At 35.1% G+C, this 22,169-nt stretch carries 18 protein-coding genes; 7 read left to right on the top strand and 11 right to left on the bottom strand.

Annotated features, from left to right (window positions below):
• Positions 1–4: 4 nt before the first annotated feature.
• Together WHC90_RS08670 and WHC90_RS08665 are read right to left on the bottom strand one after the other, a co-directional pair.
• Positions 5–1,417: a sensor histidine kinase gene (locus WHC90_RS08670; RefSeq protein WP_188598596.1), complete on the bottom strand. Its 1,413-nt coding sequence runs from the start codon at positions 1,415–1,417 to the stop codon at positions 5–7.
• Positions 1,418–1,588: 171 nt separating this feature from the next.
• The gene (locus WHC90_RS08665; RefSeq protein ID WP_188598081.1) at positions 1,589–5,026 is read right to left on the bottom strand and encodes a leucine--tRNA ligase; all 3,438 of its coding nucleotides are present in this window, start codon (positions 5,024–5,026) and stop codon (positions 1,589–1,591) included.
• 143 nt (positions 5,027–5,169) lie between these two features.
• Here WHC90_RS08665 and WHC90_RS08660 point away from each other — a divergent pair, with 143 nt between their 5' ends.
• Positions 5,170–6,081 (top strand): DMT family transporter, encoded by a 912-nt coding sequence (locus tag WHC90_RS08660; protein WP_188598080.1) that lies wholly within the window; start codon positions 5,170–5,172, stop codon positions 6,079–6,081.
• Between the two features lie 51 nt (positions 6,082–6,132).
• On the opposite strand, the gene WHC90_RS08655 is transcribed toward WHC90_RS08660, so the two are convergent.
• From WHC90_RS08655 to WHC90_RS08635, 5 genes are all read right to left on the bottom strand, one after another.
• Entirely contained in the window at positions 6,133–6,660 is a 528-nt protein-coding gene (locus WHC90_RS08655) for a DUF2911 domain-containing protein (RefSeq protein ID WP_188598079.1), read from the bottom strand.
• A 32-nt stretch (positions 6,661–6,692) separates the two neighbouring features.
• Entirely contained in the window at positions 6,693–7,223 is a 531-nt protein-coding gene (locus WHC90_RS08650; protein ID WP_188598078.1) for a DUF2911 domain-containing protein, read from the bottom strand.
• A 223-nt stretch (positions 7,224–7,446) separates the two neighbouring features.
• Positions 7,447–9,561 (bottom strand): ferrous iron transport protein B, encoded by a 2,115-nt coding sequence (feoB, locus tag WHC90_RS08645; RefSeq protein WP_188598077.1) that lies wholly within the window; start codon positions 9,559–9,561, stop codon positions 7,447–7,449.
• Positions 9,562–9,789, bottom strand: coding sequence for a FeoA family protein (locus tag WHC90_RS08640; protein WP_188598076.1), 228 nt, complete (start codon positions 9,787–9,789; stop codon positions 9,562–9,564).
• A gap of 74 nt (positions 9,790–9,863) precedes the next feature.
• Positions 9,864–10,547 carry an SCO family protein gene (locus WHC90_RS08635; protein WP_188598075.1) on the bottom strand — a complete coding sequence of 228 codons (684 nt, stop codon included), beginning with the start codon at positions 10,545–10,547 and terminating at the stop codon, positions 9,864–9,866.
• Between the two features lie 171 nt (positions 10,548–10,718).
• Between WHC90_RS08635 and rseP the strand changes: the two genes are divergently transcribed.
• Positions 10,719–12,068, top strand: a complete 1,350-nt coding sequence (gene rseP / locus WHC90_RS08630; RefSeq protein WP_188598074.1) for an RIP metalloprotease RseP — start codon at positions 10,719–10,721, stop codon at positions 12,066–12,068.
• 83 nt (positions 12,069–12,151) lie between these two features.
• Here the strand turns inward: rseP and WHC90_RS08625 are convergent, their stop codons facing one another.
• From WHC90_RS08625 to WHC90_RS08610, 4 genes are all read right to left on the bottom strand, one after another.
• Complete coding sequence (locus tag WHC90_RS08625) at positions 12,152–13,027, bottom strand: cupin-like domain-containing protein (RefSeq protein ID WP_188598073.1); 876 nt, start codon at positions 13,025–13,027, stop codon at positions 12,152–12,154.
• A gap of 213 nt (positions 13,028–13,240) precedes the next feature.
• Positions 13,241–14,662, bottom strand: a complete 1,422-nt coding sequence (locus WHC90_RS08620; RefSeq protein WP_188598072.1) for a flotillin family protein — start codon at positions 14,660–14,662, stop codon at positions 13,241–13,243.
• Positions 14,663–14,672: 10 nt separating this feature from the next.
• Positions 14,673–15,248, bottom strand: coding sequence for a hypothetical protein (locus WHC90_RS08615; protein ID WP_188598071.1), 576 nt, complete (start codon positions 15,246–15,248; stop codon positions 14,673–14,675).
• 226 nt (positions 15,249–15,474) lie between these two features.
• Positions 15,475–17,292, bottom strand: coding sequence for a TonB-dependent receptor domain-containing protein (locus WHC90_RS08610; protein ID WP_188598070.1), 1,818 nt, complete (start codon positions 17,290–17,292; stop codon positions 15,475–15,477).
• A 69-nt stretch (positions 17,293–17,361) separates the two neighbouring features.
• On the opposite strand from WHC90_RS08610, the gene WHC90_RS08605 reads away from it, so the two are divergent.
• The 5 genes from WHC90_RS08605 (at position 17,362) to WHC90_RS08585 (ending at position 22,167) form a co-directional block, all read left to right on the top strand.
• Complete coding sequence (locus WHC90_RS08605) at positions 17,362–18,858, top strand: PLP-dependent aminotransferase family protein (RefSeq protein WP_188598069.1); 1,497 nt, start codon at positions 17,362–17,364, stop codon at positions 18,856–18,858.
• A 169-nt stretch (positions 18,859–19,027) separates the two neighbouring features.
• Complete coding sequence (locus tag WHC90_RS08600; RefSeq protein WP_188598068.1) at positions 19,028–19,588, top strand: DUF2975 domain-containing protein; 561 nt, start codon at positions 19,028–19,030, stop codon at positions 19,586–19,588.
• A 15-nt stretch (positions 19,589–19,603) separates the two neighbouring features.
• Positions 19,604–20,110 (top strand): DUF2975 domain-containing protein, encoded by a 507-nt coding sequence (locus WHC90_RS08595; protein ID WP_188598067.1) that lies wholly within the window; start codon positions 19,604–19,606, stop codon positions 20,108–20,110.
• 2 nt (positions 20,111–20,112) lie between these two features.
• Complete coding sequence (locus WHC90_RS08590; RefSeq protein WP_188598066.1) at positions 20,113–20,319, top strand: helix-turn-helix domain-containing protein; 207 nt, start codon at positions 20,113–20,115, stop codon at positions 20,317–20,319.
• Positions 20,320–20,364: 45 nt separating this feature from the next.
• Complete coding sequence (locus WHC90_RS08585; RefSeq protein WP_188598065.1) at positions 20,365–22,167, top strand: M61 family metallopeptidase; 1,803 nt, start codon at positions 20,365–20,367, stop codon at positions 22,165–22,167.
• Positions 22,168–22,169 lie beyond the last annotated feature (2 nt).

The following is a 22,169-nucleotide window of genomic DNA, read 5'->3' as shown; positions in this document are numbered from 1 at the left end:
TTTTTTAAGTTTTTGGTATGGTTACAGTAAATATGGTTCCTTTATTTTCTTCTGAGGTAAAACTGATACTTCCGTTATAGGCCTCAATAATTTTTTTAATCATCCCTAATCCCAAGCCCATTCCACTTGATTTTGTGGTAAACTTTGGTTCAAAAATTAAATCTTTTACCGCTTCAGAAATTCCTTTTCCATTGTCTTCTACAGAAATGATTACATTGTGTTCATCTTGAGTAACCGTTACCTTTATCTCAGGGTTTTCTTTGCTTTCTACAGCTTGTTGTGCATTGGTTACCAAGTTTGTAACGATGCGTATTAGCTGGGTCTTGTCTAAATTGGCTACAATATCAGAGGCAGTAGATTCGTAATTAATATTGCTGTCATTAAAAATCTCTAAGGCTAGTTTTACCACAGCGACCACATCAACAGGTTCTTTGTTTTGTTTGGGCATCTTTGCAAAATCAGAAAAGGCAGATGCAATAGAGGTCATTACATCTATTTGCTGAATCAAGGTTTGACTATACTCTTTAATTTTGTCTTTAATTTTTGGATCTGTTGGATCAAATTTTCGCTCAAAACTTTGCACGGTTAAACGCATCGGTGTCAGCGGGTTTTTAATTTCGTGGGCCACCTGTTTTGCCATCTCTCTCCAAGCTTGTTCACGTTCGCTTTTAGCCAATCTTGCTGCACTCTCTTCTAGTTGGTCAATCATGCTGTTGTAGGCATTGACCAAAGTGGCAATTTCTTCACTGGCGGATGAAAACTCAATTTTTTCATTCCGTTTGTGCAAGGTCGTTCTGTTAATCTTATCAGAGATGGTTTTTAAAGACTTGGTAATATATCTCGATAAAAAATAAGCCAAAACGATGGCAATCATAAACATAAACGCATAAACATAAGCCAACCTAGAAATAAATTCTTTTAGCTCTCTTTTTTGATCAGAATTGTCTTGCGAAAACTTTAATTCTATAACCGCTATTGATTTAAATTTTAAGTCTGTAATATAGTTGTATGAGGTTTCATTACTAATGTTTCCCATCTCTACACTGCTAAAAACTCTGTGAGATGGAAAGGTCTCTAGATCGTCTAAAATTTGTTGAGATAAAACCGTTTTTGGCGCGTTGCTAAAAGAGTTAAGAGTATTTGACGTTTTTAAAAGATTCCCATCCAAATCAAAGATGGTAATGTCTAAATTATGGACACTAGAAATTTCATAAATCCGCTCTTGAAAAACCTCAACAAGCTTTGGAGTTGTAATGGAATCGAGCCCTTGTCTTTTTAATTCAAAATCAAAATTTGAGATGACCGCCTCTTCTTTTCTGCTAAAACGCTCTTTGTTATATTCTTTTCTTTCTTCATCGTATTGATAGATGGTTACACCAACAATAAGTATCGATGCCAACAACACCAACAAAATCATTGCTAAAAAAATACGATTCCGTAAAGACATTTTTTTAAACATGGTATGCGCTCTTTAAAGCCACAAGATAGTTAAATAAAAAAGTCGTTACAAACTGTGTAACGACTTTAATTTATAGGTTCTTATTATGTTCCTCATTTAAGAATGACAACTAAAAACAGGCAGAAAATCTTAACCAACGATGTTGACAATCTTTCCGGGAACTATGATCACTTTTTTAGGAGTTCTTCCGTCTAATTGCGCAATCGTTTTTTCATGTGCCATAACTGCTTTTTCTATATCTTCTTTGCTTAAATCTAAAGGCAACTCTAGCGTAAAGCGCATTTTTCCGTTAAATGAAATTGGATATTCCTTACTGCTTTCTACCAGATGACTTGCATCAAAAACAGGGAAATTTGCAGTGGCAATAGACTCTTTATGTCCTAATAAACTCCACAATTCTTCTGCAATATGCGGAGCATAAGGCGATACCAAAATTGCTAAAGGCTCTAAAATTGCACGCTTGTTGCATTTTAAGGCTGTTAGCTCATTAACTGCAATCATAAAGGTAGAAACCGAGGTGTTGAAAGAGAAATTCTCTATATCTTCTTCTACTTTTTTAATAGTTTTATGTAAGGTTTTTAATTCCTCCCCCGACCCCTCCGAAGGAGGGGAGTTGTCCACATAAAACGTTCCATTTTCTCCCGAATGGTACAACTTCCACAATTTCTTTAAGAAGGATGACACTCCAGAAATACCAGAATTTTTCCAAGGTTTTGTTTGCTCTAAAGGCCCTAAAAACATCTCAAACAATCGCAAACTATCTGCGCCGTATTCTTCACAAATAAGATCTGGGTTTACCACATTGTATTTGGATTTTGACATTTTTTCTACCTCACGAGAAACAGTGAATTTTTCTTCATCACTAAATTCTTTATCAAATCTAACTTTACTATCATTGAACCATTTTAAAAACCCTTCAGTATCTATTTCATTTTGAAGATTAACATAATCTACTAAAATGTGTCTTTTGTTTACTGTAAAGTTAATTTTATCATATTCAAAACCAAGTTTTTCAAACTTCTCTCTTAAGTTAGGTAAATCAACTATATCTGATAATTTATACAATTCTCCATTAATCGCTTGATGCACTAACTTTCCTTCTAATTTTGACCAAGAAATAACTTGACCTAGAAATAAATCATTAAATAGATTATCAAAAACATTATCTCTTTCTTCTAATTCATCAGAAGATATTCCTTCTTTATAACCATAATAACCACGATTAATAATTCTGACAAAAGCACTTTCCCCCAAAATCATCCCTTGGTTGATTAGTTTTTTTGCAAACTCATCTACCGGAACTATGCCCTTATCAAACAAGAATTTTTGCCAAAAACGCGCGTACAATAAATGTCCGGTTGCGTGCTCTGATCCTCCAATGTACAAATCAACTTCTTTCCAATAGTCTAAAGATTCTTTGCTTGCAAATTCTTCTGTATTTGTAGCATCCATATAGCGGTTAAAATACCAAGAACTTCCTGCCCAACCTGGCATGGTGTTTAGTTCTAAAGGATATACCGTTTTGTTTTTAAGCTTTTCATTAGACACGACTTTCTTAGCACGTGAATCCCAAGCCCAAGCTGTTGCGTTTCCTAAAGGTGGTTTCCCATCTTCGGTTGGCAAATACTTCTCTACCTCTGGCAAGACAATTGGCAAGTGTTTCTCATCAATCATTTGCGGCATTCCGTCTTTGTAATAGACTGGGAAAGGCTCTCCCCAATAACGTTGTCTGCTAAACACAGCATCGCGCAAACGGTAGTTTATTTTTCCTTGACCAAAACCTTGTTTTTCTAGTTCGTAAATGGCTAATTTCATCGCTTTTTTATACGATAGGCCATTTAAGAAATCAGAATTTGCAATTTTAGTACCTTCTTTGTCTGCATGTGCAGCTTCTGAGATATCTACATTTTCAAAAATATTCGGAATCTCAAGTCCAAAGTGTTTTGCAAAATCATAATCGCGTTGATCTCCACAAGGAACTGCCATTACTGCACCTGTTCCGTAGTTTGCCAATACATAATCTCCAATCCAAACAGGAATCTGTTTTCCTGTAAATGGATGAACTGCATAGGCACCTGTAAACACACCAGAAATGGTTTTTACATCGGCCATACGATCGCGTTCAGAGCGTTTTGCTGTTGCTTTTACATAGGCCTCAACAGACTTTCTTTGTTCTGAAGTGGTAATTTTAGAAACCAACTCATGTTCTGGAGCAAGGGTCATAAACGACACTCCAAAGATGGTATCTGGACGTGTTGTAAACACACTAATCCTATAAGAATTCTCGCTTTCGCTTGGAGTAATAACTGCTTTTTTAGCTGTTTTTTCTATTGGTTTTGCAAATTGAATTGCATTGTTAATCTTAGAAACAACACTCAATACATTTTCTACAACCTCTTCATTTGTAAAACGGATAACATTAAATCCTTCGTTTGCAAATAAAAGATCTCTTTCTGCTTGGTCTTCTTTACCAGAAAACTCTACAATTATATTTTTAGCCAAACACACATAATCTACTAAAAACGTACCGATGGTGTATTTTTTTCTAAATTTTGCTGCGCCTTTTTTGTTTTTTAATTCATCCCAGAGAAGCGTTTCTGCTTTTGATAAATTTAAACGAAGCTCTTTTAAAGCTTCTAACTCTTTATAGTTAAGTTTAACTCCTGCATCTTCTTTTAAAGTATCTCCAGCAACCTTAAAAGTAACCATCGCTCCTTCGCTTCGGCCTATCCAATTGGTTTGAGAATCTTTTAGTGGTTGTGGCCAATCTATTGTTGATAATCCATCTAACAAACGTTGCGCATAGGCAGAAATTCTCATTGACCACTGAGTCATTTTTTTTCTGACTACAGGATGACCTCCACGTTCTGAAACACCGTTTACAATCTCGTCATTGGCCAAGACTGTTCCCAAAGCTGGACACCAGTTTACTTCGGTATCTGACAAATATGTCAATCTGTATTGTAATAAAATTTCTTCTTGAGCTTCTTTGGTCATTGCCTTCCACTCATCCGCAGTAAAAGATTTGATATCTTCATCACAAACAGCATTTACCGTAGTATTACCTGATTTTTTAAAGATCTTAATCAAGCTAGCAACATCCTCTGCTTTGTCTGTGTCTTTATTGTACCAAGAGTTAAACAGTTGAATAAAAATCCACTGAGTCCACTTGTAATAATCTGGGTTTGATGTGCGTACTTCTCTACTCCAATCAAAAGAAAAACCGATTCTATCTAACTGTCTTCTGTAGGTAGTAATATTTTCTTCTGTAGTCGTTGCTGGATGCTGTCCTGTTTGTATAGCGTACTGTTCTGCTGGCAAACCAAAAGAATCATAGCCTTGTGGGTGCAATACATTAAATCCTTTATGACGCTTATAACGCGCATAAATATCACTGGCAATATATCCTAAGGGATGCCCAACATGCAATCCTGCTCCAGATGGATACGGGAACATGTCTAACACATAATATTTAGGTTTCTCTGATTCATTAGAGGCTTTAAAAGTTTGGTTTTTATCCCAAAATTCTTGCCATTTCTTTTCGATCTCAATATGATTGTATTGCATGTGATTTTCTGCTTTTTAGAAGGCCCAAAGTTACAGCTTATTCCTAAAAGATTAAAGGAATTTTAATAGCCATTTTTTATTGCTATTACAGGGTAAAAATTCAATAAAAAAGTCAGTTCTTTGCAGAATAAATTTTAAGTAGAGTGAAAAATAATCTTGTAAAAGCGCATTTAGCCTTATTGGGCGCCAACCTAATTTACGGAGCAAATTATATTATTGCCAAAGGGATAATGCCTACTAAAATTGGTCCTTCTGGATTTATTTTTTTACGGATTGTTGGTGCTGGAATTTTATTCTGGATTATCAAGTCATTTATCAAAGAACGCATAGAAAAAAAGCATTTTCCTCGATTAATTTTATGTGGATTGTTAGGAGTAGCTGCCAATCAATTGCTGTTTTTTCACGGATTAAATTTAACCTCACCAATTGATGCTTCTATCATTATTACCGCAATCCCGATTGTTGTTTTAGTTTTTAGCGCCTTGCTTTTAAAAGAAAAAATTACCAGAAACAAACTGCTAGGGATTTCTATTGGAGGGGTCGGAGCTGTTTTGTTGGTTTGGTTTGGAAACAATACAGAGGGCACTAGTTCTTTGCTTGGAAACATCTTGGTCTTTTTAAACGCCTGCTCGTATGGACTGTACCTTGTGCTGGTAAAACCTTTGATGAAAAGCTACAATTCACTTACTGTAATTAGCTGGGTATTTCTCTTTGGTTTCTTGTTTATGCTTCCTTTTGGGATTCCAGACATACTACAAACAAATTTTGAGGCCTTTACTGCTCAAACTTATGCAGCCATCCTTTTTGTAGTGGTCGGAACCACCTTTTTAGCCTACTTGTTTAATATTTATGCCTTAAATTATGTGTCGCCTTCTGTCAATGGAAGCTATGTGTATTTACAGCCTGTAGTTAGCTTTCTTATGGTAAGCTTGTATGCATTTGTCTTGGGTAAAACAGAATACGCACAAGACATACATCCCATAAAAATTGTCTGCTGTCTGCTGGTGGTTTTAGGGGTCTATTTAATTAGCAAAAAACCAAAACATCAGGCATAAAAAAATCCGAAAAATGCAGTTTTCGGATTCTTAAATTGATGTGATTTAGACTTATTTTACTGGAACAGTTACTACTGTATTTGCCCATCCAATATACATATCTCCTGAATTAGAAAATACGATCTCTAATGCTTCAAGAGTCTTGCTGTTGTTAGAAACTTTTGCAATTACTCTTACAACATCTTGACTTTGTTTATAAGAAAAAGCACCCCAAACATTGGTAGCTTTATTTAAGATGATGGTCCATTGATTTGCTCCAGGAATTGCAAACATTGTATACGTACCTGCTTTTACTGATTTTCCACCAAAAGTAACGTCTTTAAAAAATTGGATTTCAGTCGCCTCATTGGCTCCTAATCTCCATACTTTTCCTGCAGGCGCCAACTTAGAAAGACTTCTCCCTTTTAATTGTGGTCTTCCATAGATTACTTTTGCAATTACTCCATCTGCTTTTGTTTTGTACAAGGCAATATCTGCTGGACTCTTATCAAGTTTATTTTCAAATTTCTGTGCGGTTGCTTCTGTAGAAAACAAGCCTGCGATTGCTAAAAAAGCAATGATTAAAACATTTTTTTTCATGATGTATCTCTTTTTATTTATTAGTTAAATTCTTATTTAATTGTAACTTTTACAACTGTATACTCCCAGCCCATGTATAGGTTCATATTATCGTCAAAGGTCATAGAGAAAGCCTCTATTGGTGCAATACTAGAAGATACTTTTGCTTTTACCTTAACAACATCTTCACTTTCTTTATAAAAGTACGCTCCCCAAACATTCTCAGCAGTGCTTAAAATAATCGTCCATTCATTATCATTAGGAATCGTAAACATGGTATATCTTCCTGCTTTAACTGATTTACCACCAAAGGTTACATCCTTATAAAAAACAACTTCTGCAGCTTCATTGGCTCCAGTTCTCCATAGTTTTCCTTTTGGTGCTAAAGCCTCTAAAGACCTTCCGCTTAACTGTGGTCGGCTATAGGTGATTTTTACAATTTTATCAGAAATTTTATAGCTCGTTGGGAAAGAAGCTACATCCATTGGGCTCTTGTCCAATGTTGAAAATTTTTGAGCAGTAGTTTCATTAGAAAACAAGGCTGCAATTGCAAAAAGAGCAATGACTAAAACATTTTTTTTCATGATTTGTGTATTTGATTAGTTTAGGGATTAGGTCTTAAAAAAAAGACTTCCTTACACTGTAATGATACTATTTTTTTATCAAATGTGTAATTTAGGATGCTTACTTAGCATTTTCCACAGCCAGATCCACAGCTATCTGAGCTTGTTTTCTTTTTAAAAAGAAATTTTTTTGCCAGAAAATATAGGGCAAATATAAGGATGCTATAGGCGATGATTTCTTGCATTAGCTAAAGATTGTATAGGTTATAAAAGCAGCTACATAGGCCAAAGCTCCCATTCCGAATAACTGAAAAAGAGGCCACTTCCAAGATTTTGTTTCTCTTTTTACAACGGCCAAGGTTCCCATACATTGCATGGCAAAGGCATAAAAGATAAGCAAGGACATTCCTACGGCCAAATTAAATCGTTTTTCTCCTGTATCAGGATTGACCTCAGCGCGCATACGTTCTTTAATAGTACTTGTGTCTTCATCTCCACTTTCTACACTGTATATGGTTGCCAGTGTGCCCACAAAGACCTCACGTGCAGCAAAAGAACTGATTAATGCGATCCCAATTTTCCAATCATAACCCAATGGTTTGATTGCTGGTTCTATGGCTTTACCCATAATACCGATATAAGAGTTTTGCAACTTAGCCGAAGCTATTTTATGCTGCATTTCATCTGCACTTAGCGCATTGTTTTGAGTGTTTTCTACAATGTTTTTTTCTACGGTATCAAAAGAACTTGGTCCGTTAGAAGCCAAGAACCACAAAACAATAGAGATGGCTAAGATTATTTTTCCGGCTCCAAAAACAAAGGCCTTGGTTTTTTCTAATACATCAAAAAAGACATTTTTAAGAGATGGTAATTTGTAGTTTGGCATTTCGGCTACAAAAAACGAAGTGTTTTTTACCTTGAGTGTTTTGTGCAATAGGTAGGCAGAAATAATTGCCGTCGCAAAACCTAAAACATAAAGACATAGCAATACAAAACCTTGAAGACTAAAAAAGCCAAATAATTTTTTATTCGGGATGACCAAAGAAATTAAAATAGCATACACAGGCAAACGCGCAGAACAGGTGGTAAACGGGGTTACCAAAATAGTAATAAGGCGTTCTTTCCAACCTGCTATTGTTCTGGTTGCCATCACAGCAGGAATAGCACAAGCGGTTCCAGAAATTAATGGAATGACACTTTTACCGCTCATTCCAAACTTTCGCATAATTTTATCCATTAAAAAAACCACACGACTCATATAGCCTGTTTCTTCTAAAATGGCAACAAACAAAAATAGGATGGCAATTTGTGGAATAAAAATAACCACACCTCCAATACCTGGAATAATTCCGTCTGTGATTAAATCTGTCAATACTCCTGGACTCATTTGCTCTTTTACAAAATCACTAAGGCTAGCAAAAGCTCCATCAATAAAATCCATTGGGGCAGAAGACCAATCAAAAATAGATTGAAAAATCAACAGTAAAATCCCAAAGAAAATTACATAGCCAAATATTTTATGTGTAAACACACGATCCAATCTACCGCGTAGGTTTTTAGCCTTCGCTTGATCTACTCGATAGGTTCTTTTTAAGATATCGTTAATCTGCTGATAGCGATGGATAGTTTCTTTATGCTGATAGCGTTTTAACTTAGACAGGTCTTGTCTAAATTCTTGTAGTTTAATTTTTTCTTCTTCTGTAAGCTGATTGGGGTAATTGTTTTGAGTAATCATTAACCACAACTCATACAAGGTATGATTTGGGCTTACCTCTTTTAGCAATTTAAAATAATCAGCGTCAATTTTGTGATTTATAGAACACAGTGGATGCCCTTTTTCTACTTGAGCTGCTCGCTCAATTGCTTCTTTTACCTCTGTAATACCTTCGTGCTTTCTGGCACTCATCAGTACAACCTCTGTTTGCAATTCTTTTTCTAAGGTTTTTAGATCAATAAAAATTCCTTTTCTCTCCTGTTGATCTGCCATGTTAATGGCCAAAACGATGGGAATCTCTAAGTCTTTGACTTGAGAAAACAGCAGTAAGTTTCTTTTTAAATTTTCTATATCAGCCACCAAAACAATAACATCTGGATGGTTATTATCATCAGTATTTAACAGCGATTTTAAAACGATGCTTTCATCAATAGATGTAGGGTTGATGCTATAGGTACCGGGTAAATCAATGATGGTAGCAGCTGTTCCGTTTGGTAATTTGCAAGTACCCTCTTTTTTGTCTACAGTTACCCCTGGGTAGTTTCCAACTTTCTGAGTTAACCCTGTTAGTTGATTAAATAAAGAGGTCTTCCCTGTATTGGGATTTCCTATCAATGCTACTTTAATGGGCCTTGCTTTTTCCATTTATTCACTTTTTACCACTCTTATTTGTGCTGCCATTTCTTTACGAATGGCTAAGTGACTTCCGTTTACACAAATATATAAGGGATCTTTAAGCGGAGCTATTTGCAAAATAACAACCTCTGCTCCTGGCAAACATCCCATTTCTAATAGTTTTAGAGGAATATTATCCAAAGCATCTTCTGTGATGATTCCTACCTCTCCAATTAATAAGCTTGCAATTGTGTCCAAAAAGCCAAAATTTTAGAAAGCAAAGATACAAATTTAGAATGATTCTAAACAAGTTAATTGACTCTTATTAAATATTATTTCTTTTTTTGATATTCTTCTTTTAACAAAGCGACGTCTGAAATAAGTTTTTTCATTTCTTCTTTGTCTGTACCGTCATAATATCCTCGAATCCTGCGTTCTTTATCTACTAAAATAAATTGCTCGGTATGAATAAAATCATCTTCGTCTCCATTGCCTTCATCTAAAACAGCAAAGTAGCTTTTTCTAGCCAGCTCATAAATATGCTTTTTAGAACCCGTGGTTACGTTCCACTTGCCATCAATAACACCTTTGTTTTCTGCATAGGCTTTTAACACAGGTACGCTGTCCATTACTGGAGTTACGGAATGTGATAAAAACATAATGTCATCATCATTTTTATAGTAAGATTGAAGCTCACTCATATTGTATGCCATCGCAATACAGATGGTCTGACAACGGGTAAAGAAAAAATCAGCGATGTAAATTTTACCATCGTAATCTTTTTGGGTAATCTGCTCTCCATTTTGATTGGTCAAGTTAAATGCTGCGATCTCATGATTTACTCGAATATGCTTTACAGAGGCATCAACCAACTTCGGGTTTACATCAGAAGGGCTGTAAATAGGCAGTCGTTTATCAACAGACAATAAATTGTAAAAAACAATCAGTGAAATTACCGATAGAACCACCGCTATGATGATAAATGGTAGTGATTTCTTAAAAGAAAACGATTTCATAAAATAAAGCTTTGAAGAGCTACAAAATTACTACATAATTCTTGTAAAGACGAAGATAATCAAAGAAATGACCGATAAAAGTTTGTTAAAACAAGCAATAGATTTAAAATGCTATTTTACAACTCTTATTAAAAACGTACATTTGCGGGATTATAAAAAGAAAACAGCTCAATGGAAATACTGATAAAGGCATCTCAATTTATTTTAAGTTTATCGCTCTTAATCGTTCTGCATGAATTGGGGCATTTTATCCCAGCAAAACTCTTTAAAACAAGAGTAGAAAAATTCTACTTATTTTTTGATTATAAGTTTTCTTTGGTAAAAAAGAAAGTTGGAGATACGGTATACGGTATTGGTTGGATTCCTTTAGGTGGTTATGTTAAGATCTCTGGAATGATCGATGAAAGCATGGACACCGAGCAAATGAAACAACCTGCACAACCCTGGGAGTTTAGATCTAAACCAGCTTGGCAACGATTGATTATCATGTTGGGTGGTGTGATCGTTAATTTTATCTTGGGTATTTTTATCTATATCATGTTAATGTACACCTATGGCGAAAACTTTTTACCTAATGATAATGTAAAAGGTGGTGTTTGGGTACAAGATCAATTAGGTACCGATTTGGGCCTTAAAAACGGAGATAAGATTCTAAGTATTGACGGTAATTCAGTTCGAAAATTTAACAGCCTACCTGTAGAATTCATCAACGGAAACAACTATACCATTGAAAGAAATGGTCAAGTTATCGAAAAAGAAATCCCAATCGACTTTATCTCAAAATTAATAGAACGCGGTAAAAACGAAGGTTCTTTTATTTTACCAAGATATCCTTTTATGGTAGGAGCTCTTTCTAAAGACTCTCCAAATTTAAAAAGTGGTTTGGCTACTAAAGATATTATTACTGCTATTAACGGTGTCTCTATTACTTATTTTGATGAAGCTCAAAAGCATCTAGAAGGTCTAAAAGGACAAGACATTGAGATTAGCGTTAAACGATCAAATAAAACCCTTAATCTACCTGTAAAAGTTACAGAAGATGGAGCCTTGGGTGTTTCCCTGGCAAGATTGTCTGTATCTGACTTAGAAAAGCTTGGTTATTACGAATTGGAAAACAATCAATTTACTTTTGCCGAAGCGATTCCTGCCGGAGCCAATAAAGCTTATGAAACCTTAGCGGGCTACATTAAACAATTGAAAAAAATATTTAATCCAAGCACTGGTGCTTATAAAGGATTAGGAGGCTTTATCTCTATCGGGAGCATCTTTCCTTCTGAGTGGAGCGCAGAATCTTTTTGGAACATCACAGCCTTTTTGTCTATCATGTTAGGGTTTATGAATTTATTGCCAATCCCTGCATTAGATGGAGGTCATGTGGTATTTACCCTTTGGGAAATGATTACCGGAAAAAAACCAGGAGATAAGTTTTTAGAATATGCTCAAATCGCAGGTTTTTTCTTATTAATTATCCTGCTGCTCTTTGCCAACGGAAACGATATATATCGATGGCTCTTTAAATAAGCCAAACCATACAAACAAAAAAGCTCTTGAAAATTCAAGAGCTTTTTTTATAGGGTATAAAATCATTTAAAAACAAGAGGACCTTAACGCCCTTCTTTTTCTAGAACCTTATTTGTTTTTACAATCGCTTGATTATTCTTCCAGTCTATCCATTTTTGTCCTTTAATTCTTCGCATAAGATTGTCTATGCTTCGCATGATAAAAACATTGTAAACGGCCTTTGAAAAGTTCTTTGGTTTTCTTGCAATGGCTCTTAGACTCATAGAAAAGCCTGGAGTAAGATATTTCATATAGTGCCAATAACCCTCAGGCATATACAAAACTTCACCGTGGTTTAATTGGGTTTCATAGCCTTTTGCATTTTTTAAAGCTGGCCATTTTTCAAAATCTGGGTTAGAAAAATCTATATCTTCTCGAGTAATCAAAGAGTGTGGCACCTTGTACAAATACTTGTTCTGTTTTTGATCAAAAAGAATAACTCTCTTGGTTCCTTCAAAATGAAAATGGAAAATATTTGCCAAATCAATATCGTAATGCATAAAAGTATAAGAGTCCTTTCCTCCAAAAAACAACATGGGCAAACCCTTCATTAAACGCAGACCAAAATCAGGATACCGATAATCTTTTTGAAGACTTGGAACCTCTTTTAAAATGTTCCATAAAAAGATTCTAAATTTTGTAGGTTCTCTTTTAAGAAGATTAATATAATCAGCCATTTTCATGGTGGCGTGTGGCTCATTAAACCCATCCTTATAATCTACAGGTCTATCATCATACAAAGGCACTATTTTGTCTCCTACCTGCTCTTTCATATAGTCTAAGCTCCATTTGTTGTAGGCTGGCCAATCAGTAATAAACTGCTCAATAACTACAGGCTTTTGAGGCTTAAAGTAGTTTTTTATAAAATCTTCTTTGGTAATTGTTTTTACCCTCTCAATTTGAGATAACTGTAAATCCATGTAAAAAAATTAAAGCACAAAGTTACTAAATTGTAAAATGTTCTTTAAATAAACAGGCGTATTCTCTCGTTAAAAAGTTCCTAATATTAATCAAGGAGTTCTCAAAGAAGGAATATGAACGGAATAGCTTTAGAAAAACAGCTAAACCTCTAAGCAGGTGCTATAAACCAAAAAATTCCGCAAATGTTGCGGAATTTTTTAGTTTTTGATTTCTTATGATTTGGAAGAAGTATCCTCTGTAACATCTTCTGATGGGTCTGTCGGAAGTTCTTTTCCTTTTAAATAGTCTGGCAATTGCATACCTGCCATATTAAACATCTCTTGCAAAGGCGGTACAGATTTGTACATGCCTGAGATAAAGTTGGACGTTGATGACTTTCCGTTTTCACCTCCACCGTTTTCCCAAACAGTCACCTTATCAATCTTAATGTTTTTAATAGCTTCTGCTTGTGTTTTAACCAGCTCTGGTAATTTATCAGCAATCAATAATAATACAGCATCTTTAGAACTGTTTCCTGCTGCTTTTACAATCTGATCAAGACCTGCTGCCTGCTTGGTTAATACTTCGTATTGTCCTTGTGCCTCAGCCTGCGCTTTAAACAAGATGGCATCTGCCTCTCCTTTTGCAATTCTTCTAATATTTTCTGCTCTTGCCTCTGCATCAATTTCTACTTTTCTTTTATCGATTTCTGCAGGAACAATAACATCTGCTAACTGTGAAGAACGCTCTCTTTCTGCTCTGGCAGTTTCTGCTTCTTGCTCTGCTGCATACGATTCTTTTAAGGCGTTTGCTGTTTGTACTTTTTCTGATGCAATTGCAACACGTTCTGCTTCAGCTTCACGTTGTCTACGCAAGGAGTCAGAGTTGGCAACCGCAATTTTTGCTGTATTCTCTCCTTCAACTGCTTGTGCATTTGCTGCTGCAACTTGGGTTCTTTCATCTTGAACGGCATTGGCTTCACCAATAGAACCATCTCTATTTTTTTCTGCTACAGACTTACGTGCCGCATTAATAGCATGTGCTGCAGCTTCTTTACCCAAAGCTTCAATATAACCAGACTCATCAACAATATCTGTAATATTTACGTTGATCAGTTTTAAACCAACTTTCTTTAATTCTGATTCTACACTTTGAGAAATATTGGTTAAAAATTTATCTCTATCACTATTAATTTCTTCAATATCCATAGATGCAACTACCAAACGCAGTTGACCAAAAATTATTTCTTGTGCCAATTCTTGAATATCTGCTTGTGCTAAACCTAATAAACGCTCAGCTGCATTTTGCATGATTCCTGGCTCAGTAGAAACCCCAATAGTAAATCTTGATGGTACATTAACACGAATGTTTTGTTTAGACAGTGCATTGACCAAATTAACTTCGATAGAAATCGGTGTTAAATCAAGAAACTGATAATCTTGAATCACAGGGAAGATAAATGCTGCTCCACCGTGAATACATTTTGCTGATTCACCACCACCAACTTTTCCATACACCACTAAAATTCTGTCTGATGGACATCTTTTATAGCGTTTAACAAGTGTCACGAAAATGACAATAATCGATAGCACAGCTACCACAATGGTAGGTAACGGCCCAAAAGATTCTAATTGAAATAAAGGTATTTGTAACATAGTCTATTTTTTATTTTGTTTGAGGTTCTATAATTAATATGCCATTCTTGGTTACTTCTATAACCTTGATCACATGTCCTTGTTTTAAATCAGTATCGTGATCTGTCAAGGCTTCTAACTCTCTTAGAGCTCCCTGTACTTTTACTTGTACTTTACCAATAGAAGATCTATTTGCACCTACGGTTAAATAAACTTCGCCAATGGCATTGAGCGCATTATTCATTTTAAGAGTTCCACTAGAGACTAGCTTGCTGATATAATAAAACATAGAAGCCATAATGGCCATCATAATCAATCCACAGATTACAGAAATAATAATGGTAAGGGTCTTTGAGTTTCCGGCATCAATACTTGCGATACCACTCCATCCGAATATGGCGAAAAAAGAAACCATATTTTTTAAAGTAAAAAACTGAAATCCCGCTCCTGTATCGGCATCAATCTCAGCGTCCACATCCCCAACATCCCCTTGATCTGCTCCGATAAAAGTTCCTATCAAAACAAACAGAAAAAGAAGTGTAGCGACACCTGTAATTACCCAATACACTTTTTCGAAGAGCGTAAAATCTGAAAACCATTCTGACATAAAGCAATTGTTTTAAATGAGTTACTAAAGATAGAAAATCTTTGATTAAATAACAGCTGTTCTGTTAATTAAAAAGAAACCTTATTACAGTAAAGAAAAGTCTCTTTTAAGGTCTTCCTACCTAATTAGTATTAAAATTAGACTTTTTGTTACATGAATTCAAAAAAAATAGCTCATTAAATAAAAAACACCTTGATAAAAATTACCAAGGTGTTTTTAAGATTGTTTAAAAGGCGTATCTCAGACCAGCCATAAAACTACTTGGTGGCATGGGTATAAAACCAGATTCTATATAGTCTGCATCAAATATATTGTTGGCAGTAAGTGTAAAATCAAAAGATTTAAAAGCCACTATTATAGAAGCATCCCAAACATTATAACTGGTTCCAATGGTTCGTTCTGCGTGCTTGTAAATAAGGTTTTGTTCTATGTTCTTAAAAAACTTTGTTGTTAGACGAGTTGTAAATTGATGCCTAAGTGTGTTTAAAGAATAGCGTGATAAATCTTTGTTTTGATCTAAAATATCATCGTCCAAATAACTGTATCCTACAGCTATTGATTGTTGATAATCGCTTATTTTAAATTGGTAAGAAGCATCCAACTCAAAGCCTTTGGTGGTTACCTCTGCAATATTAGCAGCTGTAAAAACACTTTGGTTGGTGTTGGGTCTAATATAATCGATTAGGTTTTTAGCAGATCTGTTAAAAAAAGCAATGGATCCAAAAAAGTTAGACTGGTTAAATTTTATACCTAGTTCTTGCGAAAGGGCTTCCTCTGGTTCTAAGTTTTCATTCCCAATGGTTACGGGATCTTTATAAAACAAATCTGTATAGGTTGGGATTCTGTAGGTGTAGCCAATATTACCATACACCTTTAAATTGTCTGATAAGGCATAGCCGATATCCATCCCCGGAAAGGCGTGAAATTTAAAATCCGAAAAATAGGTAATGGCAACTCCTGGAGTAATGTCTAATTTTTCATTGAAAAATTTAAAACGGTGCTCAACAAAAAGCGATGCCATCATACGGTCTCTTTTTCCTAAGTTATTACTGCTAATAGAAACGCCAGAAACATCCAATCCAAAACCTGTTACTCCTAAGTTTGATGTATAAGAAGCATTGGCCTCTACACCCACCTTGTTAGTAATGTGTAAATTTCTATAAAAGCCAGGATCATCTCTTTTTAGCAAAAAGATATCTTGGCCTCTTTTCCAATAAACTCTGGGTGTAATTTTAAACTTTTCTGTACGAAATGTGGTTGAAACACCCACCAAACTACTTTGAGTCTCTTCGTATTCATGAAAAGCAGGATTGGTGGTATAGAAATTTTCTGCGCCATAATTTTTATCAAAAAATGTAGCAATCAATTCTATGGGCTGTTTTTTCTTATTAAAAATTCCTTTTAAAAAGTAATTGTAGTTTTTGTAGTCTGTATTTGTTCGATATCCATCAGAGGTTAAAGCGCTTGCATGTGCAATAAATGAGGTATGCTCATACTCTTTACCCACAGTGATTGCTCCATTTAACTGACCAAAAGAACCCGCTTCTACTTGGGTAATGACCGTATTTTCTAATCTCTTTTTGGTAACGATATTAATGGCTCCAGTAAAGGCATTTTGTCCAAAAACTCTGGCAGCAGGCCCTTTTACAATTTCGATTCGCTGGATGACTTCTAGAGGAAGTGCTGCATTTAAGGTATGATGTCCTGTTTGTGAATCATCCATTTTAATTCCGTCTATTAATAAAAGTGTTTGGTCAAAACCACCTCCTCTAATATAGAGATCTGCCTGGCTTCCGGCGGTACCTCTTGTTCTGATGTCTACTCCTGCAACTTGTTTTAAAAGCGCAACCACATTGGTAGCAGCACTATTTTTAATAGCTGCAGCGGTGATAATATGTAAGGTTCTAGAATTTTCTTTAAAAGGCAAGTCGATTCTTGACGATTTAATTACCACAGTATCCAGTTGTTGGACGGGTATATTTTCTTGAGAAAATAAGGTGAGTTGCATCAGAAAAAATGCAAGAAAAAATGTATTGCGTATCATGTTGTTTTTTATTTAAAAGCAAGACAAAAGTAGTAACTTGCCGGACGATTAAACTAGTCCAGTTTTAAAATGAAAGATAGTCCGGTAATTGCCTTGTTTAAAGAGTTAATAGTTTTTGATAAAACTAGCGCTCAGCCTGTGTACATCCAAGTTTCACAACAGATTATAAATGCAATCCAACGAAGGTACCTAAGCAAGGGGACGCTCCTTCCCGGAACGCGTGTTCTAAGCAAGCTACTAAATATCCATAGAAATACAGCTGTTGCTATCTATGAAGAGCTGGCATCGCAAGGTTGGGTAGAAATACTCCCAAACAAAGGGACCTTTGTTTTAGAGCCAGAGTTAAAGATCGCAAAAATAAAAGCACCCTCTCAAAAAATAAATGAGGCTTACAAATACGCAAAAACAACAGGGTTTCCTTTTCAAAAATCCTTTCACTTAGCATCCACAGCTCAGTTGACAAATGCAAGCTTTACAATTAATGATGGCAAACCAGACTTGCGTTTGCATCCTGTACATCAGTTTACACGATGGTACAGTGCTGTAATGAAAAAAAAGACGTTGATAAAAAAATGGAACAGACCGCAGGAGTTTTCCTATTCTCATTATCAAACGCAGTTGTGTAATTTTTTAAATGCGACTAGAGGTTTTCATATGAGTCCTAGCAATTTGTTAAGCACGCGTAGTACAGAAATGAGTTTGTACATCGTTTCTCAATTATTGATAAAAAAAAACGATGTGGTATTGGTAGGGAATTTAAGTAATTATGCAGCCAATATGATTTTCCAGCAAGTAGGCGCAAACATTAAAACAGTTCCTGTAGATAAAGAGGGTTTAGATATTGAATACATTAAAAAACATTTTGTAAAACAAGGCATTCGATGTGTCTATGTATCTGCCCAGAGAGATTATCCCACCGTAGTAACATTAAGTGCAAAACGTCGTTTGGCATTGCTAGAACTTGCTAAAGAATATGGCTTTGCCATTATAGAAGATGATTACGATTACGATTTTCAGTTTGAAGGCTCTGCAATGTTGCCTATGGCAAGTGCAAATGCCAGCGGAATGGTGATTTATTTAGGGAAGATGGGGCAATCTTTGTTTCCGAGTTTTCAAACAGGATTTATAGTTGCGCCAGAAAACTTAATCTCTGAAGCAACTAATTATTTACAATTGCTTGATACACAAGGCGATTTGATACAAGAGCAAATGCTTTCTGAATTAATTAGCGAGGGCGAAATCTATCGCCTTATGAAAAAAAATATCGTTGTGTATAAGCAACGAAGAGATTGTTTAAGCAAGCTTTTAACTCATTATTTTTCAGAAATCGCAACCTGGGAAATCCCTTCTGGTGGCTTGGCCATTTGGTTAGAGTTTACCGCTAAAATATCCTTAGTACAACTAGCTGAACAAGCAGAGAAGCTCCATTTATTCTTACCAAAAACGATACTTTATCAGGATAAAAACACCTGTGCCATCCGCTTTGGATTTGGACATTTAAATGAAGAAGAACTAGAAACTGTGGTTCAAAAGTTAAAGAGTGCCTATCTTAAAGTAGCTATCTAAGCTATTCTGTTAATATTCATGCTGTTGTTTTTAGGATTATACGACTTTAAACTAGTTCATGAATTGATGTTATCGCCAGCGAACAAAGAATTAAAATCATTCTTTTTTAATAATTTATTATTGTTTTTCAATAATTTGTATATATTTGCTGCATCTAAACTTATCAAACATGAAAACAATTCAAATTTTAAGAACTCTTATCAATCTATTATTTTACACCTTAATTGCGATTTTTGCCCTAGGGTTTGCATTTGGGGTAATACTATTGTTTTTTCCAGAAATATTACCAAGTCCATACAATGCTTATACCATGCTGTTTAGTAGTTTTTTTACTTGGAAAATGTATTTAATGCCCAGCATCGCAATTATAAATTACGTCCTCTTAATTTTGGCAATTTTCTTTTTAAAGAAAAGTGTTTCTTCTTTTTTAAAATCAGATTTTTATAGCGAAAGAGTGACGAAAAACTTACAAAAAGGAGGGTCTCTTTTTATATTTATTGGAGTTTCAACAATTACAATTCAATTCTTTTCTGCAATTTATATTCAAAACATAGCAAACGACATGATTGGTGGTCAATATAATTTTTTAATTCGATGGTCAAATATCCTAGCAGCTGCTATTGATTTAAAAAGTATCATCGCCATCATCATCGGCTTGTTCTTTTTGTTATTTAGCAAAATTTTTGAAAACTCAAGAGTTTTAAAACAAGAAAACGATTTAACAATTTAATAAAACATTTAAACGATGAAAGCTATCAAAACGATACAATGGGTTATCAACTTGCTGTTTTATATCTCAATACTAAGTGTAGGAATCTTTGTATTGTCCTACCCAGTCTGGCTGTTTATGGGCGATAAAATTCCATTTACGTTTAAAGAAATTCAATTTATCTACAACAGCAATTGGTCTACTAAAGTGTTGTTTTTAGTGGTGATCATTTCACAAATACTGTTCACGATCGGATTTTACCACTTAAAGACCGTGACAAGGCTCTTTATTTCAAACAAAACATTTTCATTAGCCAGTATTACTCATTTAAAAAAAGCGGGAAATTTGTTTACTTTTATTGGTCTTTTAATATTGCTCCTTAGAGCTTTCAATTGGATTTTTGATACAAGTATTGTATCTATTTGGAACGGAATAGACATGCTCTACCTTTTTATTTTATTTATAGGTTTGTTCTTTATACTGATTAGTAAAGTACTCATAGAAGCTCGACAACTAAAACAAGAAAACGACTTAACAATTTAACTATGGCAATTATTGTAAATTTAGATGTAATGCTTGCCAAACGGAAAATGAAAAGCAAAGACTTGGCAGAACAGATAGGCATTACCACGGCCAATTTGTCCATTTTAAAATCAGGGAAAGCCAAAGCGATTCGGTTTTCTACACTCGAAGCCATCTGCCAAGCTCTCGATTGTCAACCATCAGATCTTTTAGAATATGTAAATGATTAATCAATTTTCCGTAGTTTTGAGTTCTCGTATTTAAAACTATAGATTATGCGTTTTTCAGTTATCAAAATTTTATTTTTAAGTCTCTGTATTGTTCAAATGAGCGCTGCCCAAAGTTATATCACCTATGATGTTTCTTTTAACAATGCAGCACAACACGAAGCAGAAATTACCGTTTCTTTTACAAAAATTAAAGCCGGTAAGTTTTCATTTAGAATGAGTAGAACCTCTCCTGGTCGCTACGCGATCCATGAATTTGCTAAAAATGTTTACAATGTAAAAGCGGTAAACAGCAAAGGAGAAACTCTGAAAATCACCAGACCAAACCCATACCAATGGGATGTAGAAAAACACGATGGAACTGTAAAGGTAAGCTACACCCTTTTTGCTAATAGAGCAGATGGAACCTATGCGCAAATTGATGAGACCCATGCGCACTTAAACATTCCTGCAACATTTATGTTTGCGCCGTCTTTAGCAGCAACACCAATACAAGTTACCTTTAATCCGAGAGCAGATTGGAAAATTGCTACTCAATTAAAGAAGATGTTTAACAACACTTACTACGCTCCAAATTTGCAATACTTTATGGACAGCCCAGTAGAGTTAAGCAATCATCAGGTTCGCTCTTTTCAGGTAGCTGCAAATGATAAAAACTATACTATTAATTTAGCCTTGCATCACAACGGAACCGAAGCAGAATTGGATGCCTATTTTGAGCAGGTAAAAGCCGTTGTTTTACAAGAAAAAGCCGTTTACGGTACGTTACCTGATTTTGATTATGGAGCCTATACCTTTTTAGCCTGTTATGTGCCTAACGCAAGTGGAGATGGCATGGAACACAGAAACTCTACAGTGGTAAGTAGTTCACGAAGCTTGGCTAATGGAGGAATGAAAGGAAATATAGGAACCGTTTCTCATGAGTTTTTTCATGCTTGGAACGTAGAACGTATCCGCCCTCAATCTTTAGAGCCATTTGATTTTGAAGAGGCTAATATGAGTGGTGAACTTTGGTTTGCAGAAGGCTTTACCAGTTATTACACCAATTTAATTTTATGCCGTGCAGGCATCATGAGCCCAGAAGCTTATATTAATAGCTTAGGAGGCGCTTTTAATTATGTATGGAACTCACCAGGAAGATCTTATTTTAATCCAATAGAGATGAGCTATCAAGCTCCGTTTGTAGATGCTGCTACCTCTGTTGACCCTGTAAATAGAGAAAACACCTTTATTTCTTATTATTCTTACGGAAGCGTTTTGGGCTTGGCCTTAGATTTGTCTTTGCGAAATGAAAAAGGAAATTTAACCTTGGATGGTTTTATGCAAAAGGTTTGGAAAACCTATGGAAAAAATGAAAAACCCTATACCGTAGAAGACCTAAATAAAACCTTAAACAGTTATGCGGGTAAATTGTTTGGAGATTACTTCTTTAACAATTATATCTATAAAAGTGCAATGCCAAACTATACTCCTTTATTTGAATCTGTTGGATTGCTGTTAAAACAAGATAGCAAAAATGTCTTTTTTGGTGTTAGCGCTCCAAATGGTCTTGTTAGTGGAAATGCACAAAAAGGAAGCCCTGCTTATAAAGCTGGTTTAAATAATGGGGATCAAATTGTAGCAATTGACAATCATGCTGTGAGCAGAAACAATTCGGTAAATGCTATTTTAAGCAACTATAAGGCTGGAGATGTAATCAACATTCAATACAGTCGTTATAACAACTTAAAAACCGTAAAAACAACGCTTGTTAAAGACCCTAGATATACCATTCAATCTTTTGAAACAGCTGGTAAAAAACCAACTGAAGCCATGTTGAAAAACAGAAAGGCTTGGTTGGAGAAAAAATAACA

Origin of the sequence: Polaribacter pacificus (genome assembly GCF_038024035.1) — a bacterium.
GTDB classification, from domain to species: Bacteria; Bacteroidota; Bacteroidia; order Flavobacteriales; family Flavobacteriaceae; genus Polaribacter; species Polaribacter pacificus.
The sequence above is the reverse complement of the archived record's forward strand: the minus strand, read 5'-3'. Positions and strand labels throughout refer to the sequence as shown.